General features: G+C 67.2%; 26 protein-coding genes. 14 read left to right on the top strand and 12 right to left on the bottom strand.

Features of this window, described 5'->3' with window-relative positions; all coding sequences use genetic code 11:
- Positions 1–164: 164 nt before the first annotated feature.
- A complete protein-coding gene (locus RM532_RS01380; protein WP_311651310.1) occupies positions 165–1,109 on the top strand; it encodes an alpha/beta fold hydrolase in 945 nt (314 codons plus the stop codon).
- Here the strand turns inward: RM532_RS01380 and RM532_RS01385 are convergent.
- Entirely contained in the window at positions 1,106–2,197 is a 1,092-nt protein-coding gene (locus RM532_RS01385) for a glycosyltransferase family 9 protein (RefSeq protein WP_311651311.1), read from the bottom strand. The genes RM532_RS01380 and RM532_RS01385 overlap by 4 nt on opposite strands.
- 143 nt (positions 2,198–2,340) lie before the next feature.
- On the opposite strand from RM532_RS01385, the gene RM532_RS01390 reads away from it, so the two are divergent.
- The 8 genes from RM532_RS01390 to RM532_RS01425 all read left to right on the top strand — a co-directional run bounded on the left by RM532_RS01390 (position 2,341) and on the right by RM532_RS01425 (position 9,649).
- Positions 2,341–3,153, top strand: a complete 813-nt coding sequence (locus RM532_RS01390) for an HAD-IIB family hydrolase (RefSeq protein ID WP_311651312.1) — start codon at positions 2,341–2,343, stop codon at positions 3,151–3,153.
- Between the two features lie 3 nt (positions 3,154–3,156).
- Entirely contained in the window at positions 3,157–4,368 is a 1,212-nt protein-coding gene (locus RM532_RS01395) for a glycosyltransferase family protein (protein WP_311651313.1), read from the top strand.
- A gap of 93 nt (positions 4,369–4,461) precedes the next feature.
- A complete protein-coding gene (locus RM532_RS01400; RefSeq protein ID WP_311651314.1) occupies positions 4,462–6,006 on the top strand; it encodes an amidase in 1,545 nt (514 codons plus the stop codon).
- Positions 6,003–6,689 carry a nitrile hydratase subunit beta gene (gene nthB / locus RM532_RS01405; protein WP_311651315.1) on the top strand — a complete coding sequence of 229 codons (687 nt, stop codon included), beginning with the start codon at positions 6,003–6,005 and terminating at the stop codon, positions 6,687–6,689. Before RM532_RS01400 ends, nthB begins: the two co-directional genes overlap by 4 nt.
- A 12-nt stretch (positions 6,690–6,701) precedes the next feature.
- Entirely contained in the window at positions 6,702–7,319 is a 618-nt protein-coding gene (nthA, locus tag RM532_RS01410; RefSeq protein ID WP_311651316.1) for a nitrile hydratase subunit alpha, read from the top strand.
- A 151-nt stretch (positions 7,320–7,470) separates the two neighbouring features.
- Positions 7,471–7,818 carry a nitrile hydratase accessory protein gene (locus RM532_RS01415; protein ID WP_311651318.1) on the top strand — a complete coding sequence of 116 codons (348 nt, stop codon included), beginning with the start codon at positions 7,471–7,473 and terminating at the stop codon, positions 7,816–7,818.
- A gap of 16 nt (positions 7,819–7,834) precedes the next feature.
- The gene (locus tag RM532_RS01420) at positions 7,835–8,440 is read left to right on the top strand and encodes a HupE/UreJ family protein (protein WP_311651319.1); all 606 of its coding nucleotides are present in this window, start codon (positions 7,835–7,837) and stop codon (positions 8,438–8,440) included.
- A gap of 9 nt (positions 8,441–8,449) precedes the next feature.
- Positions 8,450–9,649: a CaiB/BaiF CoA transferase family protein gene (locus tag RM532_RS01425; RefSeq protein WP_311651320.1), complete on the top strand. Its 1,200-nt coding sequence runs from the start codon at positions 8,450–8,452 to the stop codon at positions 9,647–9,649.
- Between the two features lie 116 nt (positions 9,650–9,765).
- On the opposite strand, the gene purT is transcribed toward RM532_RS01425, so the two are convergent.
- The 4 genes from purT to RM532_RS01445 all read right to left on the bottom strand — a co-directional run bounded on the left by purT (position 9,766) and on the right by RM532_RS01445 (position 13,250).
- On the bottom strand, positions 9,766–10,947 hold the full coding sequence (gene purT, locus RM532_RS01430; RefSeq protein ID WP_311651321.1) for a formate-dependent phosphoribosylglycinamide formyltransferase: 1,182 nt from the start codon (positions 10,945–10,947) through the stop codon (positions 9,766–9,768).
- A 58-nt stretch (positions 10,948–11,005) separates the two neighbouring features.
- Positions 11,006–11,470 carry an FKBP-type peptidyl-prolyl cis-trans isomerase gene (locus tag RM532_RS01435; RefSeq protein ID WP_311651322.1) on the bottom strand — a complete coding sequence of 155 codons (465 nt, stop codon included), beginning with the start codon at positions 11,468–11,470 and terminating at the stop codon, positions 11,006–11,008.
- Positions 11,471–11,670: 200 nt separating this feature from the next.
- Positions 11,671–12,654: a MerR family transcriptional regulator gene (locus RM532_RS01440; RefSeq protein WP_311651323.1), complete on the bottom strand. Its 984-nt coding sequence runs from the start codon at positions 12,652–12,654 to the stop codon at positions 11,671–11,673.
- A 113-nt stretch (positions 12,655–12,767) separates the two neighbouring features.
- On the bottom strand, positions 12,768–13,250 hold the full coding sequence (locus RM532_RS01445) for a hypothetical protein (protein WP_311651324.1): 483 nt from the start codon (positions 13,248–13,250) through the stop codon (positions 12,768–12,770).
- Here RM532_RS01445 and RM532_RS01450 point away from each other — a divergent pair.
- Both RM532_RS01450 and RM532_RS01455 read left to right on the top strand, forming a co-directional pair.
- Entirely contained in the window at positions 13,249–13,668 is a 420-nt protein-coding gene (locus RM532_RS01450; protein ID WP_311651325.1) for a hypothetical protein, read from the top strand. The genes RM532_RS01445 and RM532_RS01450 overlap by 2 nt on opposite strands.
- A 32-nt stretch (positions 13,669–13,700) precedes the next feature.
- Entirely contained in the window at positions 13,701–14,711 is a 1,011-nt protein-coding gene (locus RM532_RS01455; RefSeq protein WP_311651326.1) for a hypothetical protein, read from the top strand.
- Positions 14,712–14,776: 65 nt separating this feature from the next.
- Here RM532_RS01455 and RM532_RS01460 read toward each other — a convergent pair whose 3' ends face one another.
- The 3 genes from RM532_RS01460 to RM532_RS01470 form a co-directional block, all read right to left on the bottom strand.
- A complete protein-coding gene (locus RM532_RS01460; RefSeq protein ID WP_311651327.1) occupies positions 14,777–15,424 on the bottom strand; it encodes a GNAT family N-acetyltransferase in 648 nt (215 codons plus the stop codon).
- Positions 15,425–15,434: 10 nt separating this feature from the next.
- Positions 15,435–16,004, bottom strand: a complete 570-nt coding sequence (locus RM532_RS01465; protein ID WP_311651328.1) for an SRPBCC family protein — start codon at positions 16,002–16,004, stop codon at positions 15,435–15,437.
- 117 nt (positions 16,005–16,121) lie between these two features.
- Positions 16,122–16,334 carry a cold-shock protein gene (locus tag RM532_RS01470; RefSeq protein ID WP_311651329.1) on the bottom strand — a complete coding sequence of 71 codons (213 nt, stop codon included), beginning with the start codon at positions 16,332–16,334 and terminating at the stop codon, positions 16,122–16,124.
- 246 nt (positions 16,335–16,580) lie between these two features.
- Between RM532_RS01470 and RM532_RS01475 the strand changes: the two genes are divergently transcribed.
- Together RM532_RS01475 and RM532_RS01480 are read left to right on the top strand one after the other, a co-directional pair.
- Positions 16,581–16,862 (top strand): hypothetical protein, encoded by a 282-nt coding sequence (locus RM532_RS01475; RefSeq protein ID WP_311651330.1) that lies wholly within the window; start codon positions 16,581–16,583, stop codon positions 16,860–16,862.
- A gap of 132 nt (positions 16,863–16,994) precedes the next feature.
- Positions 16,995–18,098 carry a DUF4382 domain-containing protein gene (locus RM532_RS01480; protein ID WP_311651331.1) on the top strand — a complete coding sequence of 368 codons (1,104 nt, stop codon included), beginning with the start codon at positions 16,995–16,997 and terminating at the stop codon, positions 18,096–18,098.
- A 70-nt stretch (positions 18,099–18,168) separates the two neighbouring features.
- Here RM532_RS01480 and RM532_RS01485 read toward each other — a convergent pair whose 3' ends face one another.
- The 3 genes from RM532_RS01485 to RM532_RS01495 are packed head-to-tail and all read right to left on the bottom strand — an operon-like array spanning position 18,169 to position 19,780.
- Positions 18,169–18,747: a DNA-3-methyladenine glycosylase I gene (locus RM532_RS01485; RefSeq protein WP_311651332.1), complete on the bottom strand. Its 579-nt coding sequence runs from the start codon at positions 18,745–18,747 to the stop codon at positions 18,169–18,171.
- 2 nt (positions 18,748–18,749) lie between these two features.
- On the bottom strand, positions 18,750–19,382 hold the full coding sequence (locus tag RM532_RS01490) for a glutathione S-transferase family protein (RefSeq protein WP_311651333.1): 633 nt from the start codon (positions 19,380–19,382) through the stop codon (positions 18,750–18,752).
- Complete coding sequence (locus RM532_RS01495; protein WP_311651334.1) at positions 19,379–19,780, bottom strand: nuclear transport factor 2 family protein; 402 nt, start codon at positions 19,778–19,780, stop codon at positions 19,379–19,381. The genes RM532_RS01490 and RM532_RS01495 overlap by 4 nt, the downstream gene beginning before the upstream one ends.
- A 145-nt stretch (positions 19,781–19,925) precedes the next feature.
- On the opposite strand from RM532_RS01495, the gene RM532_RS01500 reads away from it, so the two are divergent.
- Positions 19,926–20,750, top strand: coding sequence for an enoyl-CoA hydratase/isomerase family protein (locus tag RM532_RS01500; RefSeq protein WP_311651335.1), 825 nt, complete (start codon positions 19,926–19,928; stop codon positions 20,748–20,750).
- A 168-nt stretch (positions 20,751–20,918) separates the two neighbouring features.
- Here RM532_RS01500 and metE read toward each other — a convergent pair whose 3' ends face one another.
- The gene (gene metE, locus RM532_RS01505; protein WP_311651337.1) at positions 20,919–23,198 is read right to left on the bottom strand and encodes a 5-methyltetrahydropteroyltriglutamate--homocysteine S-methyltransferase; all 2,280 of its coding nucleotides are present in this window, start codon (positions 23,196–23,198) and stop codon (positions 20,919–20,921) included.
- Positions 23,199–23,302 lie beyond the last annotated feature (104 nt).

Consider the following 23,302-nt stretch of genomic DNA (forward strand, 5'->3'; position numbering starts at 1 on the left):
GCCTGACGGGGGAGCGGCGGCTGGCCACCAGCTGTGCGGCCGCAATTCTAACCACCCGTTGGATTCCCTGCCATCCCGGGCGGTGACAATCGGTAGCGGCTGGCGCAACATGGTTTGCCGGGAAACGGAAGGAACGCTCCGATTCATTCGGTCAAGGGGGAAGGATGATGAAGTGGCTCGGACGAGGCCTGGTGCTGCTGGTCGGCGCCCTGATCGTGGCGCTGGTGTTTCTGTACGTCGTATCGCCGCAAACTGCCTACCGGCTGGCGCTGACGCTGGAGCGCAGCAACGCGGGACTGGAAGTCGGCGAGGTGTCGCTGGGGGACCTGACGCTGCCGGTACTGCAAGGCGGCGATGGCCCACCATTGCTGCTGATCCACGGTTTCGGTGGCGACAAGGACAACTGGACCCGGCTGGCCGGCGAACTGACCGATTCGTATCGTGTTATCGCCCCGGATCTGCCGCCGTTCGGGGAGGCGCCGGTCGACCCCGACCGCGGCTATACGTATGCCGCGCAGGTGGATCGCATCCACCAGCTGGTGCAGGTCATGGAGCTGTCGCTGGTGCATATCGGCGGCAACTCGATGGGCGGCGCGATCGCCGGGGCCTATGCAGCCGCGCATCCGGAAACGGTGCGGTCGCTGTGGTTGCTGGCCCCCGCGGCAGTGGCCGACGCGCCGCCGAGCGAGCTGGCCGCACACGTGGAGGCGGGCGGATCTAACCCGTTGATGCCGGCCACGCGAGCCGATTATTTCGACCTCATGGACTGGGTCTTCCACGACCCACCCTATGTGCCTGCGCCCATCCAGTGGGTACTGGCCCAGCGTGCGGTCGAGCACCGTGACCGCCGGCTGACAGTGCTGGAGCAGATCCGGGCCGATCCGCTGGATCTGGCCGCGGCGCTGGATGGTGTGGGCGTTCCCACGCTGATCACCTGGGGCGAAAAGGACCGCCTGCTGGCCGTGGACGGCGCACGGATCCTGGATCAGGCCCTGCCGGACAGCCAGTTGCACCTGATGCCCGCGACCGGGCATGTACCCATGATCGAGCGACCGGCGGCCACCGCTGCCGCATTCCGCGAGTTCGCGGCGGGTCTGGAAACGCGCTAACCCTGCCGTCGCAGCAATTCGTCCGTCTGCTTGCGTAACGCCAGCAGCATTCGAGCGGCGGCTGCGGGCTCGACCGGTGTGGTGATGGCGCAACACAGTTCGCCCAGCGGCGCGAACCGCTCGGGCGGGGTGGCCTGGAACAGCCCGAGTACCGGCACGCCGGTGGCGCTGGCCAGATGCATCGGCCCGGAATCCGCCGCGATGAAGCCGTCCATCTGCTCGATGATGGCGGCCAGTTCGCCCAGATCCGATGTGCCCACCGGGGTTGCGGTCGGGGCCAGGGCCGGCCCGCCGGGCCGAACGATCTGCACCAGCGTGGCGTCCGGCGCCTGCTCTTGCACCGCGGTGCACCAGGCCTGCCACCAGTCGCCGGGCAACTGCTTGCCGCCGGTGGCCTCGGCGAAGAACCCGATCAGCGGTCCGTCCGCAGCGGCACCAAGCGAGGCCTGCAACCGATTGTGGGCACGGCTTCGCTGGTGGTCGGTCAGCCCCACGGCGGTCGTCTTGATGCGGTGGACTGGTGTGCCCGTGATCGCTGCCAGCAGATACAGGGGTTGCAGCCCGGTGTGCGGCTCGTGATCGGGGAACGCCGCGGCATGGGTCAGTTTCAGCCACTGGTCCGCCGCGGCGAAACCCAGCCGATACCGGGCCCCGCTGACGGCCATGGCAAGGCGATTGCTCGAGGAATGGTTGTTGGGGTCGATGGCCAGGTCGTAGCGCTGCCGTCGCAGGTGCCGGATCAGCGGCACGAGGCGCCGCAGCAGCGGCCAGGGCTCGGTCGGTACCTCGTGGACCCGATTCACGCCCGGCAGATTCTCCAGCAGTACGCCGTTGTAGCGACCCTGAACCAGGACATCGATCCGCGCCTGCGGGAAGGTCGCGGCCAGGGATTGCAGCAGCGGGGTCAGCAGGACGGTGTTGCCCAGCCGCTTGTTGACCCGGCAGACCAGGATGCGTGTCGGGCACGGTAGCGGTGCATGGCACGGCGTCGGTGTCGCCGCCAGCCGGGCCAGCCAACGGCTCGTCCGGTCGCGCAGTGCGCGGCGCGCGCGCCGTATCAGGCGGCGCAGCCCGTGCTCGTGATCCATGCGACGGTAATGTCCCAAAACCCGTCCTGCCCCTGTTCGTGACGATGCCCGACCCTTGCTGGGCGCGCGCTCAAGAATAACCCGGATATCATTGTGTTGCCTGCCGAAACAGGGCATAACCGCAGCCATAGGCCCGTGCCCGGATGACGACCCGCATGACCCCCGGCCCGCCAGTGGCAGTGATCTACACCGACCTGGACGGTACGCTGCTGTCGCATGACGGCTACGATTGGCGCTCTGCCACCGCCGCCCTCTCCGCCGCGGCCGATCGGGGTGTGCCGGTAGTGCCGATTACTAGCAAGACCCGGGCCGAAATGGGGCCTGTGCGTGCCGAACTGGGCCTGGTGACACCCTACGCGGTGGAAAACGGGGGCGCGATCGTGCTTGCCGGGCCGGCGCCCGAGGAAACGGTGCTCACACTCGGACCCGCCTATGCCGAGATCTGCAGGCTGCTGGTCCGGCTGCGCGCCCGCGGCTGGCGTTTCAGCGGGTTTGCCGACCTGGGGCCGATCGCCGTGGCCGAGGCCACCGGGCTGGACCCGGCCGCGGCCGAACGCGCCTGCGACCGGCTGTGTTCCGAACCGCTGATCTGGCAGGACACCGATGCCGCCCTGCACGATTTCCGGGCGGTGCTGGCCGGGCACGGTCTGACCACCCGCCGCGGCGGTCGCTTCCTGCACGTGATGGGCCGATGCGACAAGGGTGCCGCCCTCCGGCGCCTGCAGGCCCATATCGGGGCCGGGACGACGCCGGCCTCGCTGGCCCTGGGCGACAGCCCCAACGATTTCGACATGCTTGCCGCCGCCGACCGCGGGGTGCTGGTGGCCCGGCCGGACGGCAGCTACGCCGCACCGCCCGACCCGCCCGGTTTGATCCATGCGCCGGGCATCGGCCCCGCCGGCTGGAACGCCGCGGTGCTAGATTGGCTGGCAGACAACGTGAACGGCGAGTGCTGACCCATGGCGGATTTTCATCAGAACGGCATCATCACCACCCTGCACCGGCTGGGCGATCGCTCGCTGGAGTCGCTGGAAAACGAACTGGTGACCTTCGGCCGCCGCCGGCCGATGACCCTGGTGCTGCCCTGCCTCTACTCCGAGCTGGAGGGCACGGCCCTGCCCCGGATTGTCGAGGCATTGCGGCAGGTGCCGTATCTGGCGGAAATCGTCATAGGCCTGGACGCCGCGGACGAGCAGCAGTTTGCCCATGCCCGCGAGTTCTTCGCCTGCCTGCCCCAGCGTCACCGCATTCTCTGGAACGATGGTCCGCGCATGCAGGAAATCCTGCAGCAGCTCACCGACGAGGATCTGGCCCCGGCGCGGCCGGGCAAGGGCGCCAACGTCTGGCTGTGCCTGGGTTACTTCCTGGCCTCCGATCGCGGCCGCGCGCTGGCGCTGCATGACTGCGACATCGAAAGCTATACCCGCGATCTGCCTGCTCGGCTGTTCTACCCCATCGTCCACCCCAACTTCGTGTTCAAGTTCGCCAAGGGCTACTACGCCCGGGTGGCGGACGGGCGCATGCACGGCCGGGTGGCGCGGCTGTTCGTGACCCCGATGCTGCGCGCGCTGATGGGCGTGGCGGGGCCGCTGGATTTCCTCAGCTTCATGGACAGTTTTCGCTATCCGCTGGCCGGCGAGTTCGCGATGAGCGCGGGGGTGGCGGAAACCATCCGCATTCCCGCCGACTGGGGGCTGGAAGTGGGCATTCTCGCCGAGGTTCACCGCCACTACACCGCCAACGCCGTGTGCCAGGTGGATATCGCCGAAACCTACGAACACAAGCACCAGGAACTGTCCGCCGAGGACGCCAGCAAGGGGCTGGCCCGCATGAGCAGCGACATCGCCAAGGCGCTCTACCGCAAGCTGGCCACCCACGGCGTGGTACTCACCCCCGAAACCATCCGCACCGTGAAGGCCATGTACCTGCGCAATGCGCTGGATTTCGTGGAGCGCTTCTACTTCGATGCTCAGATCAACGGCCTGACGCTTGACCGGCACGCCGAGGAAAAGACCGTGGAAGTGTTCGTGGAAAGCATCATCAACGCGGGCGATCAGTTCCTGGCCAATCCGATGGAAGTGCCCTTCATCCCCACCTGGAACCGGGTGCGGGCCGCGATTCCCGGCCTGCCCGCGGCGATGTACGAGGCGGTGGAGGCGGACAACGCGTGACCATGCTCCGTCTTTGACACCCATCGCGGGACGTGATTAATTGCCGAGTGGGGGTGTCGACATCGTTGTTGTAAATCTGCCAGAGGCTGCGTCATGACCGATGCCCACCCGGCCGTTCGGCCCCCCACCGCCGCGGCGATCGAGGATATCGCCCGCCGCTATCGACTCGATCTGTCGGCCGAGGATGTGGCCGGCTTTCTGGGCCTGATGGCCGGCCCCCTGGCCTCGTTCGACCGCATCGACCAGCTCACGGCGCCGGCCGCGATCAATCGCTATCCGCGCACGCCGGGCTACCGGCCGCAGCCGGAGGACAATCCCCTCAACGCCTGGTACTGGAAGAGCGAGATTCCCGGCGCCGAATCCGGGCCGCTGGCCGGCCGCACGCTGGCGGTCAAGGACAACGTCTGCGTGGCCGGCGTGCCGATGATGAACGGCACCCGTGCCCTCGAGGGTTATGTGCCGGATGCCGACGCCACCGTGGTCACCCGGGTGCTCGACGCCGGGGCCACCATTCTCGGCAAGTCGGTGTGTGAAAGCCTGTGCTTTTCCGGCGGCAGCCACACCAACGACACCGGCCCGGTGCGCAACCCGCATGACCCCACCCGCACCAGCGGCGGTTCCTCGGCAGGTAGTGGCGCGCTGGTGGCCGCCGGCGAGGTGGACATGGCCATAGGCGGCGATCAGGGCGGCTCGGTGCGCATGCCGGCCAGCTGGTGCGGTATCTACGGCCTCAAGCCGACCTGGGGACTGGTGCCGTACACCGGCGCGTTTCCGATCGAGATCACTCTCGACCATCTGGGACCGATGGCTGCCACGACCGCCGACGTGGCATTACTGCTTGAGGTTCTCGCCGGGCCGGACGGGCTGGATCCGCGCCAGTCGGCGCAGCTTGCCCCGGCCGGCTACCGCAAGGCGCTGACCGGCGATGCCGAGGGCCTGCGTATCGGCATCGTCAGCGAGGGATTCGGCTGGGCAGGCGCCTCGGAAGACGACGTGGACGAGGCCGTGCGCGTTGCCGCCGGTCGCTTCGCCGATCTTGGCGCCAGCGTCACCGAGGTCTCCGTGCCCTGGCACCGGGACGGCATCCACCTGTTCAACGGCATCGCCTTTGAGGGGGCCACCAAGCTGATGGTGGAAGGCAACAGCATGGGCACCAACTGGAAGGGTGAGTACAACGTCGGCCTGCTGGACGCCTTTGCCCGCGGCCGCCTGACCCGGGCTGACGACCTGTCCGAAACCGTCAAGCTGGTGACGCTGCTGGGTCAGTACCTGCAGGATCGCTACCACGGCCGCTACTATGCCAAGAGCCGCAATCTGGCGCGCTCGCTGGAGGCGGCCTACGACGCGGCACTGGTGGACTGCGATCTGCTGGTCATGCCTACCCTGCCGATGAAGGCCACGCTGATCCCGCCCGGTGATGCACCACGCGAGGAGGTCATCGGCCGGGCGCTGGAAATGGTGCCCAACACCGCCCCCTTCGACGTCACCGGCCATCCGGCGATGAGTCTGCCCTGTGCGGTGGCCGACGGGCTGCCCGTTGGCATGATGCTGATCGGCCGCAAGGGCGAGGAGGCCACCATCCTGCGGGCCTCCGACGCTTTCGAGCGGGGCGTGTTCGCCCGCCCGGTGCCGGCATGAACGGCGTCCACGACATGGGTGGCCTGCACGGTTTCGGGCCGATCCGGCCGGAGACCGGCGAACCGGTCTTCCACCAGGCCTGGGAGCAGGACGTGTTCGCCTCCGTGATCGCCCTGATGGCCCAGGGCGTCTACAACCTGGATGAATTCCGGCACGCCGTGGAACGCATCGGCGCGGCCCATTACCTGGACAGTTCCTACTACGATCACTGGCTGTCCGCCGCCGAACTCGTGCTGTGCGAGAAGGGCGTGATCGACCAGACCGAACTCGACCGGCGCATCGCCGAGATCAAGGCCGACCCGGATGCCCATGCCCGGCCGCCCGCGGGCGGCGAGGACCCACTGGCCGAGGCTCTGACGCAGGGGCTGCAGGCAGGCCTGCCGGCCCATCGGGAAGTCGCGGCCGGGCCCCGCTTCGCCGTGGGCGACCGGGTGGTTACCAACAACCTGCAGCCGGCCGGGCATATCCGCCTGCCGGCCTACGTGCGCGACAAGCCGGGGGTGGTGGTCATGACCCACGGCGCCCACGTCCTGCCGGACACCCACGCTCACGACGGCGACGAGTCGCCCGCGCATCTCTACACCGTGCGCTTCGATGGCGAACGGGTGTGGGGCGAGGCTGGCGCCGACCGACCGGCCGCGAACCACGTCGATCTGTGGGAACCCTATCTGTCACCCGCCTGAAGGCAAGCCTCGATGAGCGATCACCATCACGACCACGGCCATCATCCGCATCCGATCAGCGACGTTCAGGCCCGCGCCCGGGCGCTGGAATCCCTGCTGCGGGACAAGGGTCTGCTGACCCCGGGCGCCGTCGACACCTTGGTGTCGGCCTACGAACAGGACATCGGCCCGCTCAACGGCGCGAAGGTGGTGGCTCGGGCCTGGACCGACCCCGATTACAAGCAGCGGTTGCTGGCCGACGGGCCGGATGCAATCCGTGAGCTGGGATTCGGCGGCCTGCAGGGCGAGCACATGGTGGTGGTCGAGAACACGCCCGAGGTGCACAACGTGGTGGTGTGCACCCTGTGCTCCTGCTATCCGTGGCCGGTGCTGGGCCTGCCGCCGGTCTGGTACAAGTCGGCGCCCTACCGTTCCCGCGTGGTGCGCGAGCCGCGGGCGGTGCTGGCCGAATTCGGCACCGAGTTGGACGCGGATGTGGCCATCCGGGTCTGGGACTCCAGTGCCGAGATCCGTTATCTGGTGTTGCCGGAGCGGCCGGCCGGGACCGAGCATTTGAGCGAGGACGAACTGGCCGGGCTTGTCACTCGCGACGCCATGATCGGTGTTCAGAAGGTCGAGGCGCCGGCATGACGCCGAATCAGCAGATGAAGTCGGTCTTTCGGTGGCATGGCGCGATCATGGCGGCGCCGACTCGCGACGCTAGGATCCCCACGCTTCGCGCGGGGCCCCTCCACGCTGCTCGCGGCGCCATGATCGGTGTGCGAAAGGTCGAGGCGCCGGTGTGACTCAGGCATCGTCGATCGACGACAGCATCGCGCAAATGCGAGGCGAGGCAGCCCTGCCGCGCGCCAACGGCGAGCTGGTGTTCGAGGATCCCTGGCAGGGGCGGGTGTTCGGTATCGCGGTGCAGCTGCACCAGGAAGGGCGTTACGACTGGGCGGCCTTCCAGCAGCGGCTGATCGACGAGATCGCCGCCAGCGGGGACCAGGATCGCAGTGCCAGCGATTACTACGGCCACTGGCTGGCCGCGCTCGAACGACTGGCGATCGAGCAGGGATTGGTCGATGCCGATGAACTCGCGCAACGGGTGGATGACTACCGCCACGGGCGCCGGGACGAGGTCTTCTAGGGAGCACCTGATGGGAATGTCGAGAATCGCTGCGGCCACTTTACCGGCCCTCTGCCTGCTGGCGTCGCCGGCGTTCGCGCATCACATGGAGTCGGGCCAGACGCCCACCGGGGCGCTGGCAGGTCTGCTGTCCGGTCTCGGCCATCCGCTGATCGGCTGGGACCATGCGCTGCTCCTGCTGGCGGTCGGACTGCTGGCGGCGGTCACCGGGGCGGTTCGCGCAATGCCTGCGGCGTTCGTGCTGACGGTGACGGTGGGTGTGGCGGTTCAGTACACGCTCCCGGGCCTGCCGGTGCTGCCCTGGCTGGCGCCCGCGACGGTGCTGGCGGTGGCGGCGGGCATGCTCGCGCGGCCGGGTACGCCGCCGTCGCTCTGGATTGCAGTGATCACGGTCGCCGGGCTGATTCACGGCCAGGCCTACGCCCAGGCCATCGTCGGCGCCGAGCCCACCCCGCTGGCCGCCTATCTGCTCGGGCTGGCGCTGGTCCAGACGGCTCTGACCGTTGCCCTGGCGCTGCTCCTGCGGCGCGTGCCGGGGCTGGTAGCACGGGCCGGTGGCCTGCTGCGCGCGGCCGGGGCCGGCATGCTCGGGCTCGCTGCCGTCCTGCTGGCGACGAGCTAGAAACTGGCGATGGCCGGCCCGCTGGCGGGCGTTCGCGTTGTTGATCTGACGGCCATGGTGTCGGGCCCGCTCGGCACCATGTGGCTGGCCGACCAGGGCGCGGACGTGATCAAGATCGAGCGCCCGGACACCGGCGACTACACCCGGCTGGCGCCCAACCAGCGCCACGGCTTCTCCGCGGGCTTTCTGAACAACAACCGCAACAAGCGCTCGCTGGCGCTGGATCTGAGCCAGCCGGCCGGGCGCGAGGTGCTCCTGCGGCTGGTTCGCGAGGCCGATGTATTCGTGCAGAACTTCCGCCCCGGCGTGATCGAGCGCATGGGCCTGGGTGAGGATGTCATCCGCCAGCACGCGCCGGACATTATTTATACCTCGGTCAGCGGCTTCGGCTTCACCGGCCCGTATGCCGCCAAGCCGGTCTACGATCCGCTGATCCAGGCCCTGTCCGGCCTGGCCACGGTGCAGGCCGGATCGGACCAGGCCCGGCCGCGCCTGGTGCGCACTATTCTTCCCGACAAACTGACCGGCGTGGTCATGGCCCAGGCGGTGAGCGCCGCACTGTTCGCCCGCGAACGCGGGGCACCGGGCCAGCATGTGCGGGTGTCGATGCTCGACGCGGTGATCGCGTTCCTGTGGAGCTCGGACATGGCCAGCCAGACATTTGCCGAGGGCGATATCCCGCAGGCCGAGGCCGCCAGCTTCATCGACCTGATCTACGAAACCGCGGACGGCGGGCACATCAGCGTGGCGGTACAGACCGATCGGGAATGGGAAGCTCTCACCCGGGCCCTGGGGACGCCCGAGTGGCTGGATGATCCCCGCTTTGCCACGCCGGCGCTGCGCCACGAGAACATCGACGAGCGTCTGGCGATGACACAGGAAGAACTGCGCAAACGCGGGGCGGACGACTGGCTCGAACGCCTGGCGGCCGAGGGCGTTCCCTGCGCCCCGGTGCTGACCCGCAGCCAGCTGCTGGACCATCCGCAGATCGCGGCCAATGCGATCGTCGTCGAAAGCGACCATCCCCACGCGGGCCCGTTGCGCCAGGCACGGACCCCGGCTGGCTTTTCGGCCACGCCGGCGGAATGTTTCAAAGGGGCGCCGTCACTGGGTGCGGATACCCGGACGGTGCTGGCAGAACTGGGTTACGGCGACGACGCAATCGAGTCGCTGGTATCGGCCGGTACGGTCGGGGTGCCGCAGCGTTAGTTATTACTGGCGCACTCTTTTGTCAGGCGGCCCTACGCGAGGTCGCCTTTGTTTGTAGGCGGGCTTCAGGCCACCGCCGCCGCAAGTATCCCCTCTTCCCGATGATTGCGCGGGCGTCAGAGCCTGACGTCGATCTTCTCGGTCACGCCCCGCGCCGCGGCCCGCGCCGCCTCCAGGCTGTCGCCCCGTGCCAGCCCCACCCCCATGCGGCGCTCGCCGGCCACCGCGGGCTTGCCGAACAGCCGCAGTTCCGTGTCCGGTTGCGCCAGGGCCGCGTCGAGATTGGCGAAGGCCGTGCGCGTGGAATGGCCTTCGACCACCAGTGCCGCGGAAGCCGCCGGCCCGCGCGACCGGATCACCGGTACCGGCAGGCCCAGAATGGCCCGGGCGTGTAGGGCGAATTCCGACAGATCCTGCGAGATCAGCGTGACCAGCCCGGTGTCGTGCGGCCGCGGTGACACTTCCGAGAACCATACCCGGTCGCCGGCGACGAACAGCTCCACCCCGAACAGGCCGCGTCCGCCCAGGCCGTCGGTGATCACGCGGGCCATGCGCTGCGATTCGGCCAGTGCGGCGTCGCTCATCGGCTGGGGCTGCCAGGATTCGCGGTAGTCGCCGTTGACCTGGCGATGGCCGATGGGGTCGCAGAAGCTGGTGCCGGCGCTGTGGCGCACGGTCAGCAGGGTGATTTCGTAGTCGAATTCGACGAACCCTTCCACGATCACCCGCCCGGCGCCGGCGCGTCCGCCGCCCTGGGCGCAGGCCCAGGCCGCGTCGATGTCGGCGTCGGTGCGGATGGTGCTCTGGCCCTTGCCCGAAGACGACATCACCGGCTTGACCACGCAGGGCAGTCCCACGGTGGCCACCGCGTCGCGGTACTCGGTTTCGGTTGCCGCGAACCGGTAGGGCGAGGTCGCCAGGCCCAGTCCCTCGGCCGCCAGGCGGCGGATGCCCTCGCGGTTCATCGTCAGCGATACGGCCCGCGCGGTGGGAATGACCTGCCAGCCTTCTTTCTCCATGGCCAGCAGCGTATCGGTGGCGATGGCCTCGATTTCCGGCACGATCAGGTGCGGGCGCTCCCGCTCGATCAGATCGCGCACGGCGCTACCGTCGAGCATGTCCAGCACTTGCGACCGGTGGGCCACCTGCATCGCCGGGGCGTCGGCATAACGGTCCGCCGCGATCACCTCGCAGCCGTAGCGCATCAGCTCGATCACCACTTCCCGGCCGAGCTCGCCGCTGCCCAGTAGCAGCACGCGGGTGGCGGTATCGGTCAGCGGGGTGCCGATAGTGGTCATGGCGATCGTCCTCGACAGCGGGCAGGGCCCGGTTGCAGGCGGCCCGTGGGCCGTGGCGTCAGCCGGCGATTTCGCCGTTTTCCTGTTCCTCGGGGGTGGCCTCACGCACTTCGGCCACGGCCACGCTGAAATCCAGCGGCTGGCCGGCCAGGGCGTGATTGCCGTCCACGGTGACTTCGTCGCCCTCGATTTCCTTGACCGTCACGATCATCGGGCCGGCGCTGGACTGGGCCTGGAAACTCATGCCGGGCTCGAGGTTGTCCACCCCCTGGAAGGCGTCCCGCGGCACGTTCTGCACCAGTTCCTCGCGGTAGGGGCCGTAGCCCTCTTCCGGGTCCACGGTGACCTGGAATTCATCGCCGGCGCTGTGGCCGGCCATGGCCTTTTCCAGACCTGGCACGATGTTGCCGTGTCCGTGCAGATAGGCCAGCGGTTCCCGGCCTTCCGAACTGTCGAGCACGGTGCCTTCCTCGTCACGAAGGGTGTAGTCGAAGGAAACGACGGTATTTTCGGCGACTTGCATGCGGCCCTCGGTTTCGGGCAAATGGTCGCATAGGGTAATGGCTGACGGCGCTGGGGAACAGGGCCGGGCTGGTCAGGCCGCCGGCATTCGGGTAAAAAAAGGCCGCAGGGTTGCTGCGGCCAAGGGCAGTGTGATCCCGGGTCAGGTAAGAAGGGAACAAACCCCCGGGATCACGGGCGGGACTGGATGACCGGTTCGCGCTAAAGGGCTTCCGGATCGATACCGTCATGTCGGAGCACGCGCATCAGCGCCTGCTCCATGGCCACCCGGGCGCGCCCGGTGGCGGCACGCAGGAATGCATGGGTATCGGCGTCTTCGGGTGAGCGGTCCTCGCACTGCTGCGAGTAGTCCTCGAAGGCCAGCAGCGACGTTAGCAGTTCGGCCAGATGTCTGGGGCATTCACAGACGAGTGTTGGCTGCATCGCAGCCAGGCGGCGCAGCGTTTCGCGGCTGAATCGCGGGGGCGGCGCGTCGTCTTCGGCGCGGACTTCGGCCATATCGGCCACTTCGGAAGCTTCCGCACCGCGCAGGTGCCGCGCGGCCAGAATTTGACGCAAATCGCTGGCTGGCAGCGGCGAGCGCAGCAGCGATACGCCATGCCGGGTCAGCCGCTCACGCAGATGGCGCGGCAGGAAGCGGTGCATCAGCAGCGTGTGGCTGGGCTGCAGGGTGTCGATCAGGCGGAGCAGGTGGGCGAAGTCGATCTCGTCCAGGCTTTCGCATTCCGCCACCAGCATCGGCATGCCGCCATCCCGGTCCGGCCGGAAACGGCTGGCCGCGTCGGCCAGCGACGCCGCCTCCCCGGTCAGTCGGAAATCGCTGGTGGGCAGCTGCGGTTTGAGCTTGTCGACGGCCAGCGTGCCGGCCACGTACAGCGCAACCGAGCGACGGGCCGGGCGCCCGTTCTCCGCCGCCGCCAGCCGCTGTTCCAGTGCCTGCATGTCGAGACCCGAGATGGCCCCGATTGCTTCGCCGGCATCAACCAGCCGGCGCAGCAGCGACAGCTTGCGGATATCGGCCTCGGAGTAGACGCGTTGGCCGCCGCCGCCCCGCTGTGGGTGCACGACAGCATGACGCCGTTCCCACGCGCGTAAACAATCAGCCGTCAGCCCGGTGCGTGCTGTCACCGCACCGATGCGGTAGCCATTCGGCTCATCCATCCAGTTGTCAGCAGAGGCTTCCATTGGCAGCGGCAATCCTGATCGCCAATTTGTTGCAATCTAGTATCATGCAGGGCGCTGGAGTTGTCAATGTTATGTCCAGTTAAATAATTTATCGTCCATATATTGTCTAGATATTAGTCGCCGTCATCCTTCGAAGAATCCGTATCGCCGGGCCGCCGGCGCAGCTCGTCGGCCACCTCGCGCGGAAAGCTCCAGTCCTCGTGGTTGTAGCCCAGGTTCTGCATGGCGCGCGCCAGGGCCAGCAGTTGCGCGCGGTTGCCGCGGGAGGCCAGGCCGCTGCCATAGCGGGCAACGAAGCATTCCAGCCGGGCCAGCAACTGCTGGAAGTCGCGGGCATCGTTGCCGCTGGCCGATTTCTGCTGCGCCCACTTGCGGGCACTCTGGAAGTCCATCGAGGCGACCATCATCGAGCCGCCGCGAGTGCCGAAGGTGACCATGGTGAGATCACCCATGCGTCGCATCATGGCGCCCTTCATGACCTTGTCGAACAGATTCATCCAGGCGTCGTTATGGTTGCGCTCGCGGGTTCCGCCAGCATACCGCGCCGGCTGCGTATTGCTATGCTTGCCCCACTTCAAACGGGGGAGATCATCCATGGTCTGGCTCAAGTCCTTCATTGCCGGGTTCATCGCCACGCTGGTCTGCCACCAGGGGCTCTACACGCTGTTCTGGCTTGGCGGGGCGGTGCCCAATCCGCCATTCGCCATGGTCCCGACCTGGCCGTTCGGGGTGCCCGCGGTGATTTCGCTGGCGTTCTGGGGCGGCCTGTGGGGCCTGCCGGTCTGGTGGTTCATCCGCGATGCGGTGGGGCGCCTGTTCTGGTTGCGGGCCCTGGTGCTGGGGGCCCTCGGGCCAAGTGCCGTGGCGCTGTTCATCGTCTTTCCGCTCAAGGGCATGGGCGTGGCCGGCGGCTGGGATCCCACCATCATCATGGGTGCGCTGATGCTCAATGGCGCCTGGGGCCTGGGCGTGGCCTGGGGCATGCGCTGGGCCGGGGAAGCGCGGACGATCTGACCACCCTCTGACGCGAAAAAGGGTGCAATTGCATGGATGACCGTTGCCGGGCGCTGCTGGAAGCGCACGTCGCCTTCGAGCTGCGCCAGTGGCAGGGCAAGGCCCTGGACAAGCACGTGGCCGCCGAGGTGCAACATCTCTGGGACTGGCTGTCCGCCACCCCGCTCGAGGCGTTGATCGATGCCGCGACGGTGGGCGAGCTGGTCCGCGAGTCGGTGCTGGCGCGGGAGCCGGGGCCGGGCCTGGCGACGGGGATCGGGGCGGTGGCCAGGCACGTGCTGGACGATCCGCTGCATGCCGATACCCGGGTGGCGGAAGTGCTCGACCAGTCGGTATTCGAAACCGGCGTGGCGCTGGCCGCGGACATGAAGGACGCCCGCCATGCGCTGATCCGCAGCGTGGCCCGCAGTCCGATCTATGCCGCGGTGGCTTCCGAGATGCTCTACCACGGCATCCGCGACTACCTGTTTTCCGACCGGGCGCTGCTGCGGCGGATTCCGGGCGTGTCGTCGCTGCTTAGTGCCGGGGCCGGGGCGGTGAGCAAGCGTCTGCCGCAACTCGAAGCGCAGGTGGAGAAACAGGTGCGCGCCTATCTCGAGGCCAATCTGTCGCGCACCCTGGCCCAGAGCGAGGCGTTTCTCGCCGAGGCGCTCACCGCCGAGCGCATCCGCGCCCTGGGCGATCAGGTGTGGGAAGCGCTGGCCGATCGTCCGCTGTTGGCGGCGCGGGTGCTGACCGATGACGATGTCGACGCGCTGGCCGAGTTCGGCGTGCTGGTCTGGAATCAACTGCGCGATACGGTGTACGTGGACGAACTGGTCGCGCGGGTTATCGATGCCGTCTATGCCGAGCATGGGCCGCGGCCGGTGACCGATCTGCTGGGCGATCTCGGCGTGGATGCGGCGGGTCTGACCCGCGACGCCCGGCGCCTGATCAAGCCGCTGGTGGCCCGCGCCCGGGCCGACGGGGCGCTGGAAATCCTGCTCCGCCGGCGGCTGGAGCCATTCTATGCGTCTGCGGCCGCGAGCAAGGCCCTGGGTTAGTCCTCCGTCATTTCAACGCCCTGCGCCTGCGCCGCAGCGCACGTCGCCTTCGTGATTTATTCGGGCTAGCTGCCGGTCAGCACCCGCCGGGCCGCATCCGCAGCGCCGTCGCAACTGTGGCGCAGCAGGCTGTCCAGCAGCTTGGCGCGGGCCAGTTCGCAGGTCGGCAGCTCAACCTCGGCGCGCAGCAGGCCGGCAGTTTCGGTCACGAACGTGCCGCCCGCCTCGGCGAACAGGTTGTACATGGGCTTGTTGTCGCGCATCAGCGTGGCGCGAAAACGCTTCACACCGTTGGCCACGGCGCTGGCCGTGAGCAACCGCAGCAGCAGGCTGCCGAGCCCGCGGCCCTGGTAGTCGTCGATCACCGCCACGGCCGGTTCGGCAGTGTCGCTTCCCGGCTGATCGCGGACATAGCGGGCCACGGCGATGCCGGGCTCGCCCGGTTCGTCCAGGCTCAGGGCGGCCCAGGCGAAATGGTCGTCATAATCGATCTCGGTGAAGTAGCGCAGCATGCGCTCGGTCAGCACCCCGGTGGGTGCCAGGAACCGCCGGTAGCGCGAGTCAGGCGACAGCCGTTCGAAACCGGCCTGCAAGCGTCCCTTGTCATCGGCCGCCACCGGCCGTAGCCGGATGCGGGTGCCGTCCCGCAGGGAACAGTCGCGGGTGTGCCGCGCGATGAATTCGTCGTCGACTGCGGGTTGCGGGGAGGCCATGGGTTGCCACTCACTCCGGGCCGGCGGCCCGTTCGTTTGCCAGTCGGTTGATGCCGGCCGCCCCGTCGGCCAGCTGTTGCGACAGGGCGCGGCGCACGGCCGCGGTGCCCAGCAGCGGCGGCACCCAGAATCCGGGCACGAACTGGGTCGTCCACTCCAGCCGGGTCGCATCGCGCTCCCGGCTCAGGTGCCAGCGGGTCTGGCCGCTGGCGAGATCGCTGCGCTCCGGCACGATCTCCGCCCGGATGGTATTCGGGGGTTGCTCCCGGAGCCGCTCCACCGTGGTGACGTCGCGGCAGAAAAACGCCAGACAGCTGCGTGTGACCACCCGGACCAGCGTCTCGGATCCGTCGCCTGCCAGGCGGCGGCTTTCCAGGATATGCGGGGAAATGCGATCCAGCGCCCCGAAGTCAGTGATCACGGCGTACACGGCGGCCACCGGAGCATCGAGCCGGAACACGGCCTTGGCGCGGAACGTGTCGCCCTCGCGCGTCACGTCCATGGTTTGCGTGTCCACCCCCTGTGCGCTGGTGGTGGCCAGCAGGCAGGCGGCCAGCCCGATTGCGCGGGGTCGTGACATCGGCGATTCAGCCCGAATGCATGTGCTTCAGCATAACGCGCCTGAGCCGCTCCGGGTTAACCAAAAAAACCCCGGCCGAAGCCGGGGTTCTCGGTGATCCTTTCGAGATCGCCGGGATCAGGCGGGACGAATGTCCGAAGCCTGCGGGCCCTTCTGGCCCTGGGTGATCGTGAACTCCACGGTCTGGCCTTCGGCCAGCGACTTGAAGCCGTCACCGACGATCTGCTTGGCGTGCGCGAACACGTCCTTGCCGCCGCCGTTCGGGGTGATGAAACCATAACCCTTGGCGTCGTTGAACCACTTCACGGTACCGGTAATCACGTCAGACATGACGTTTCCTCTTGGCTAATCAAATTAAAAGTGCGGACGCGTGGTCCGCGTTATACAAGCGATCAAGAAACGTGGTCTGCGTCACCGGGTAAACACCGCCAATGGCGGGTAAACTGAAAACCGCAGTGGGCACGGCTCGAACGAATGCAATATCAACTATACGCCTAACTGGTTCGCGCGTCGATAGTCTCTTGTAAGCCGCCTGATCCGGGCCCACGATTCGCGATGCAGGTCCCACATGAACGCATGGAGATGCCGATGTCTTCTGTCAGGATCATGATCGGAATGCTCCTGCTGCTCTCGGTCGACATAGCCGCCGCCGAGGGCAACGTCCGCGCGAAGCAGGTCGAGCCACCGGTGCCTGTCGCGACCGTGCCGGAAAGCGCCGAGGTCCGGGGCAGCGAGTCATCGACAGTCCCGCCTGCCGGCGCGGAGGATCCGGCAGCCTTGCCGCAAAACCGATTGCCGCCCGGTGACGGGCCACGGATCGGGGACGCCGTCGAACCACCTGACCGACCGCCGGAGTAAGGCCAGCCCCTCAACCTCACAGCCCTACCGCCGATACTGGATTAGGGATTGTGTTCCCAAACCCGGGCCGGTAGTCTGCAAGCAACGAGTGGTGGAACCGGGAGGATACGCAACGATAGAACAGGTGGAGTTATGAGTAACGGATTCAGACTATTGACGCTCGCAGTGGCCGGCATGGCGCTGGCGGGCTGTGGTGGTAGCGGCAGCGGTGGTGGAAGTGCGGGCGCCGATGGCACCGGCACGGTATCGCTGGCGGCCACGGACGCGCCGGTGGACGACGCGATGGAGGTCAACGTCACGTTCGACGCGGTGGTCCTCAAGCCCGCGGGCGGGCCGATGGAAACCTTCGAGTTCGACGAGCCGAAAACCATCAACCTGCTGGACTTCACCGGTGAGGATTCGTCGCTGATTCTCGATGACACCACCGTGCCGGCCGGTGAATACGAATTCCTGCGGCTGTTCGTGGCGCCGGGCGCCGACAACGGATCCTCGGTTGTCACGAGTGAGGGCACCTTCGATCTTTTCATCCCCGGCCAGCAGAACCGGCCGGATCAAAGCCAGGGTGCGCCGCGCTTCCTCCAACTCAATACCGGTGAGGATGAATTGGTCGTGCCCAATGGTGGCGATGCCAACTTCACCATCGACTTCGATCTGCGCAAAGGCCTGACCGACCCACAGAACTCGGACTACTACCTGCTGCGCCCGGCCCTGCGCCTGGTTAACAACGTCAATGTGGGTACCATCCAGGGCAACGTGGCGACGGAGTTGACGATGCGCGAGGGCTGCGGCGACGCGCAGATCGGCAACCAGGTGTATCTCTACGAGAGCGCCGACGCCGTGGCCGGCGACGTGAATGTGACCGAGTCTTCCGGCATGGAGGATGATCCGCCCGAGCCAGACCACGCCACCGACGACACCGACGGCAATACCGACGAGGTTAACCCGATCACCACCGCCACCGTATCCGAGCAGGATGACGGCGACGGCATGCTGGATTTCACCATCGGGTTCGTGGCCGAGGGCGAGTACACCATCGCGTTCACCTGCATGGCGAATGACGACATGCCGGAAACCGACGAGCCCATCGTCTTTGATCCGGTCGCCAACGTGACCGTTACTGCCGACGGCAATCCGGAAGAGGTGAACTTCGAGTCGGACGGTGGTGTGAGCGTCAATGGCGAGATTGTTGTTGACGGTGGTGGATCCGGTTCAGCCGAGACCACGACGGAAAACTGAGCGTTCAACCCTGATGGAAGTGTAACGGGACATCCCGGCTCGCGCCGGGGTGAGTGGAGGCCGGGGCCGATCAGGCCCCGGTAGCTCCCGCCAGTTCCGCGTGCCGGAAGCAGTCGGTGACGTGATCCATGACCACCCCCACCGCCTGCAGGTAGGCATAACAGATGGTGCTGCCCACGAACTTGAAGCCGCGGCGCTTGAGGTCCGTCGATAGCGCATCGGATAGTGGCGTAGTCGCCGGTACCTGATCCAGCCGCTGCCAGTGGTTGATCACCGGCTGTCCGTTCACGAAACCCCACAGGTAATCGCTGAAGCGGCCGTACTCGGCCTGCACGTCAAGGAACGCCCGGGCGTTGCTGCGGGCTGACGCGATCTTGGCCCGGTTGCGCACGATGCCGGCATCGTTGCGCAGGGCGGCCAGTTGCTCGTCCGTGAAGGTGGCCACGGCGGCCGGATCGAAGCCGGCGAACGCCCGACGGTAGCCTTCGCGCTTCTGCAGCACCGTCCACCAGGACAACCCGGCCTGGGCGCCTTCCAGAATCAGGAACTCGAACAGCGTGCGGTCGTCACGGACCGGCACGCCCCATTCCCGGTCATGGTAGTCGATGTAGAGCGGTTCCTCGCCGCACCAGCCGCAGCGCGTCGCCATTGTCAGGCGTCGGTGCTGGGACGCTGGCTGACGGCGTCGAACCAGCGCTGCAGATGCTCAGCGTCCTTCGGAATCGGCAGCCGGAACTTGCGCCAGAAATCGATGGTGCAGAAAGCGGTGATATCGGCCACGGTGAAGATATTGCCGGCGAGGAACTCGCAATCTGCCAGTTGTTGATCGATGCGCTTGAGGAAATCCAGGTAGCGCATACGGCCGCGTTCCGCCAGTTCCGCGATCTGCGGGGTGGGCTCGGCATAGCCGGGCAGGGCCCGGTCCTTGAATGCGGGATGGGCGTTGCGCACGTGCTCGCCGCCTGCCTGCAGCCCGCTACTGTCGGCCTCACGCTCCCACATTTCCACCAGTCCGGTCTCGCGCGCATCGCGGCCGAACAGGTCGGAGGCCGGCTGCGCGGCCTCGAAATAACGGCAGATGGCCATGGCCTCCCCGATGTGGGTGCCGTCGTCGAGTTCCAGCAGCGGCACCCGGCGGCGTGGGTTCAGCTTCAGGAACCAGTCGTGCAGGTCCAGTTGATCAGGTGCGCCGGCCTGGATGATCTCGATATCGATATCCCGCTCGGCCAGATACATGCGCACACGGCGCGGGTTGGGGGCGATCGACCAGTCGTACAGCTTCATGCGCGCGGTTCTCCCTGTTGCAGCATGGCGCCCATTTGCTCGTGGATCAGATGGATCGCCTTGAGCGGGCGGAGCATGACCTTGAAATCGACGATGCGCCCGTCTTCGTTCCACCGGATGATATCAACCCCGTTTACCTCGATATCGTCGATGGTGACGCTGAACTCCAGCATGGCATCGCGCTCGCCGCGAATTTCCCGCACATAGCGAAAGCTGTCATTGAAGAACACGTGGAATGCGGCGGCCAGGTAGGGAAGCGTCCGCGCCCGCCCGGCCTGGGTCGTGTGCACGACTGGCGAGTGGAAGACCACGTCGTCGGCCAGCAGGGCGTCGAGCCCGGAGGCGTCGCGCGCGGCCACCAACTGATGCCAGTGCGCCAGGGTGTCGATACCCGCCAAGCCCGTCTCCCGTGGGAATGCTTGCAGCAGTATGGCGATTGCACCGGCATGGGGGAACCACCCGACGGTTCCGGCGCCCTCATTGCGCGACTTGGCCATTCAGCCGAGGATGCAGCCGAGGTGACCGCAATAGTTCGGAGGCAGCATGGATTACTGGCAGATCAAACAGGCCGATGGCGTGGTGGTGGCGGCTTACCAAAACCCGCCGATGAACTACTTCTGCGCCGAGGGTGCCCAGGCGCTGGCCGGGCTGATCGAGGGCTGGCGGGACGACCCGGCCGTGCGTGTGGTGATTATCACCGGCGGGGTTCCCGGCAAGCTGATCACTCATTACAGCGTGGAGGAACTGGAAGCCCTGGCTGCCGATCGCGAGGGCATGCGTGCCATGGGTACGGCTCTGAATGACGGTTACCACGCCATGCTCTCCGCCCTGGAGAATCTACCCAAGCCGGTGATTGCGGCGATGAACGGCGACGCCATGGGCGGCGGATTCGAACTCTGCCTGGCCTGCGATATCCGCGTCGCCCAGCTCGGCGATCACCGCTTCGGTCTGCCCGAGGTCAAGCTCGGCATCCTGCCCGGCGGCAGCGGCACCCAGCGGTTGAGTCGTCTGATTGGCGCCGGCCGCGCCATCGAGTTCATCCTGCGCGGCCGTGTCGTGCCGCCGGACACCGCGCGGGACCTCGGGCTGGTGCACGAATGCGCCGAGGACGCGCTGGTTCGGGCTCGGGCGATCGGCGCCGAAATGGCGGCCCTGCCGCCAAAGGCGGTGGCCCGCATCAAGCACGCGGTTTATGCCGGCAGCGATACCCATCTGGGCGTCGGGCTGTCGATCGAGGCCGCCGATTTCCTGGAAACCATGCTGTCGGATGACGGCGTGACGGCCATGCGGGCCTACCTGGACCAGCCACTGGACAAGCGGCGTGACTGGCTGGAGAACCCGGACGCGCCGGATTACACGGGGCGCTAACACGGCGCCGGTGGCCCGGGTTACCGGCGGACTGAGTTCCGCCTTACACCGGCATCGACACTGGCCGTCCCGGACGATGCCTTGGGGTAGACGGCTACAAAAAAGAAGCCGGCCCGCGGGCAGCGGGCCGGCTGAATTGCCGGGACATCGGCGAAGATAAATCGGGGGTCAGGCGACCTTGTCGCGCAGGCTGCGGGCGGCGTCGACCATGTTCTGCAGCGCCGGGGATACCTCGGCCCACTGGCGTGTCTTGAGCCCGCAGTCCGGGTTGATCCACAGTCGCTCGCGCGGAATCCGCTCCGCTGCCTTGCGCATCAGTTCGATCACCTGATCCTGCACCGGGATGTTGGGCGAGTGGATGTCGTAGACACCCGGCCCGATCTCGTTGGGATAGGCGAAGTCGTCGAACACGTCCAGCAGCTCCATGTTGGAGCGCGAGGTCTCGATGGTGATCACGTCGGCGTCCATGTGCGCGATCGACTCGATGATGTCGTTGAACTCCGAGTAGCACATGTGGGTGTGGATCTGGGTCTCGTCGCGCACGCCGTTGGCCGTGATGCGGAAGGACTCGACCGCCCAGTCCAGGTAGGCCTGCCACTGCGAGCGCCGTAGCGGCAGACCCTCGCGCAGGGCAGCCTCGTCGATCTGGATGACGTTGACGCCCGCGGCCTCCAGGTCCAGCACCTCCTGTCGGATGGCCAGGGCCAGCTGCTTGCAGGATTCGGCCCTGGGCTGGTCGTCGCGCACGAACGACCAGTTGAGCATGGTGACGGGTCCGGTGAGCATGCCCTTGACCGGTTTGTCGGTCAGCGACTGGGCGTACTTGATCCAGTCCACGGTCATCGGCTCGGGGCGCTTGATGTCGCCGTACAGGATCGGCGGCTTCACGCAGCGCGAACCGAACGACTGCACCCAGCCGTGCTGGGAAAAGACATAGCCTTCGAGCTGTTCGCCGAAGTACTCGACCATGTCGTTGCGCTCGGGCTCGCCGTGCACCAGCACGTCCAGGCCGAGCTTTTCCTGTTCGCGGATGGAGCGCTCGATCTCGGCCTTCATCTGGGCGACGTAATCCTCGCGGGAGAGATTGCCCTTGCGATGCTTGAGCCGCGCCTGGCGAATCTCCTTGGTCTGCGGGAACGAGCCGATGGTGGTGGTCGGGTAGGCCGGCAGGTTCAGGTGCTGGCGCTGGGCCTTGGTGCGCTCGGCGTACGGGCTCTTGCGCTTGCCCATCTCCGGGGTGATCGCGCGCACCGCCTTCTTCACCTCCGGATCGTCCACGCGGTCGGAGCCCCGACGGCTGGCGATCGCCTCGGCGTTGCGGGCCAGCGGCTGGGCGACCGCGTCGCGGCCCCCGTTGAGGGCACGGGCCAGCACCTCCAGTTCACCCAGCTTCTGCAGGGCGAAGGCCAGCCAGCTCTTGATCTCGGGGTCCATCTTCGTCTCGCTGTTCAGGTCCACCGGCACGTGGAGCAGCGAGCAGCTTGGCGCCAGCCACAGGCGGTCGCCGAGCTGGTCCGCGATCGGCTCCAGCCAGTCCAGCAGCCCGGCGAGGTCGGCCTTCCAGATGTTGCGGCCGTCGATCACGCCCAGCGATAGCACCTTGTCCCCGGGCAGCGCCTTGACGATGGCATCGACCTCGTCGCGGCCCTTGATGGCGTCCACGTGCAGGCCGGCCACCGGCAGGTTGCAGGCCAGGTCGATGTTGTCGCGAAGCTTGCCGAAGTAGGTGGCGACCAGCAGCTTCGGCGCCGCGTCGGCCAGCGCCGCGAACGCGGTCTGCACCGCCTGCTTCCAGGCATCGTCCAGATCAAACACCAGTACCGGCTCGTCCAGCTGCACCCACTCGACACCCTGCTGGCCGAGCTGGTCGAGCAGCTCGCGGTAGACCGGCAGCAGGCGATCCAGCAGCGCCAGCCGGTCGCTGTCGTCGGTGGCCTTGGCCAGCCAGAGGTAGGTGACCGGGCCGACCAGCACCGGCTTGGGCGTCACGCCCGCGGCCTTCGCTTCGGCCACCTGGTCCAGCAGGTCATCGGCATCCAGCGTGAATACGGTGTCGGCCGCGACCTCCGGGACAATGTAGTGGTAGTTGGTGTCGAACCACTTGGTCATCTCGCCGGCGCGCACCGCATTGGCGTCGTCGTCGCCGGCCGACCGGCCGCGGGCCACGCGGAACATGTTGTCCAGCCGGCTGCCGTCCAGCCTGCTGACCCGCGCCGGCACGTTGCCCAGCCGGAAGCTGGTGTCCAGCAAGTGGTCGTAGAACGAGAAGTCGCCCACCGGCACCAGGTCCAGGCCCGACTGATGCTGCCAGTTCTGCCGGCGCAGTTCGGCGCCCCTGGCCAGAAGCTCATCGGCGCTGGATTCGCCCTTCCAGTAGGCCTCTTCGGCGAACTTCAGCTCGCGCTTGCCGCCGATACGCGGGAATCCGAGGTTGTGGGTCGTCGCCATGGTTGTCCTTCAGCGTTCAAGTGGGGAACGCAGGAATCGTAGGCGCACCGGCCGATGAGTAAAAATGGTATTTTTTCATTAAACCATTATTTATTCTCATGGAT

Origin of the sequence: Spectribacter hydrogenoxidans (assembly GCF_031846275.1) — a bacterium.
Classification (GTDB): domain Bacteria; phylum Pseudomonadota; class Gammaproteobacteria; order Nevskiales; family Salinisphaeraceae; genus Spectribacter; species Spectribacter hydrogenoxidans.

Excerpts from the sequence above, each read along its gene's own strand:
- RM532_RS01380 (WP_311651310.1), top strand. The coding sequence starts at position 165 with ATGATGAAGTGGCTCGGACGAGGCCTGGTGCTGCTGGTCGGCGCCCTG.
- RM532_RS01385 (WP_311651311.1), bottom strand. The coding sequence starts at position 2,197 with ATGGATCACGAGCACGGGCTGCGCCGCCTGATACGGCGCGCGCGCCGC.
- RM532_RS01390 (WP_311651312.1), top strand. The coding sequence starts at position 2,341 with ATGACGACCCGCATGACCCCCGGCCCGCCAGTGGCAGTGATCTACACC.
- RM532_RS01395 (WP_311651313.1), top strand. The coding sequence starts at position 3,157 with ATGGCGGATTTTCATCAGAACGGCATCATCACCACCCTGCACCGGCTG.
- RM532_RS01400 (WP_311651314.1), top strand. The coding sequence starts at position 4,462 with ATGACCGATGCCCACCCGGCCGTTCGGCCCCCCACCGCCGCGGCGATC.
- nthB (WP_311651315.1), top strand. The coding sequence starts at position 6,003 with ATGAACGGCGTCCACGACATGGGTGGCCTGCACGGTTTCGGGCCGATC.
- nthA (WP_311651316.1), top strand. The coding sequence starts at position 6,702 with ATGAGCGATCACCATCACGACCACGGCCATCATCCGCATCCGATCAGC.
- RM532_RS01420 (WP_311651319.1), top strand. The coding sequence starts at position 7,835 with ATGTCGAGAATCGCTGCGGCCACTTTACCGGCCCTCTGCCTGCTGGCG.
- RM532_RS01425 (WP_311651320.1), top strand. The coding sequence starts at position 8,450 with ATGGCCGGCCCGCTGGCGGGCGTTCGCGTTGTTGATCTGACGGCCATG.
- purT (WP_311651321.1), bottom strand. The coding sequence starts at position 10,947 with ATGACCACTATCGGCACCCCGCTGACCGATACCGCCACCCGCGTGCTG.
- RM532_RS01435 (WP_311651322.1), bottom strand. The coding sequence starts at position 11,470 with ATGCAAGTCGCCGAAAATACCGTCGTTTCCTTCGACTACACCCTTCGT.
- RM532_RS01440 (WP_311651323.1), bottom strand. The coding sequence starts at position 12,654 with ATGGAAGCCTCTGCTGACAACTGGATGGATGAGCCGAATGGCTACCGC.
- RM532_RS01450 (WP_311651325.1), top strand. The coding sequence starts at position 13,249 with ATGGTCTGGCTCAAGTCCTTCATTGCCGGGTTCATCGCCACGCTGGTC.
- RM532_RS01445 (WP_311651324.1), bottom strand. The coding sequence starts at position 13,250 with ATGGATGATCTCCCCCGTTTGAAGTGGGGCAAGCATAGCAATACGCAG.
- RM532_RS01455 (WP_311651326.1), top strand. The coding sequence starts at position 13,701 with ATGGATGACCGTTGCCGGGCGCTGCTGGAAGCGCACGTCGCCTTCGAG.
- RM532_RS01460 (WP_311651327.1), bottom strand. The coding sequence starts at position 15,424 with ATGGCCTCCCCGCAACCCGCAGTCGACGACGAATTCATCGCGCGGCAC.
- RM532_RS01465 (WP_311651328.1), bottom strand. The coding sequence starts at position 16,004 with ATGTCACGACCCCGCGCAATCGGGCTGGCCGCCTGCCTGCTGGCCACC.
- RM532_RS01470 (WP_311651329.1), bottom strand. The coding sequence starts at position 16,334 with ATGTCTGACGTGATTACCGGTACCGTGAAGTGGTTCAACGACGCCAAG.
- RM532_RS01475 (WP_311651330.1), top strand. The coding sequence starts at position 16,581 with ATGGAGATGCCGATGTCTTCTGTCAGGATCATGATCGGAATGCTCCTG.
- RM532_RS01480 (WP_311651331.1), top strand. The coding sequence starts at position 16,995 with ATGAGTAACGGATTCAGACTATTGACGCTCGCAGTGGCCGGCATGGCG.
- RM532_RS01485 (WP_311651332.1), bottom strand. The coding sequence starts at position 18,747 with ATGGCGACGCGCTGCGGCTGGTGCGGCGAGGAACCGCTCTACATCGAC.
- RM532_RS01490 (WP_311651333.1), bottom strand. The coding sequence starts at position 19,382 with ATGAAGCTGTACGACTGGTCGATCGCCCCCAACCCGCGCCGTGTGCGC.
- RM532_RS01500 (WP_311651335.1), top strand. The coding sequence starts at position 19,926 with ATGGATTACTGGCAGATCAAACAGGCCGATGGCGTGGTGGTGGCGGCT.
- metE (WP_311651337.1), bottom strand. The coding sequence starts at position 23,198 with ATGGCGACGACCCACAACCTCGGATTCCCGCGTATCGGCGGCAAGCGC.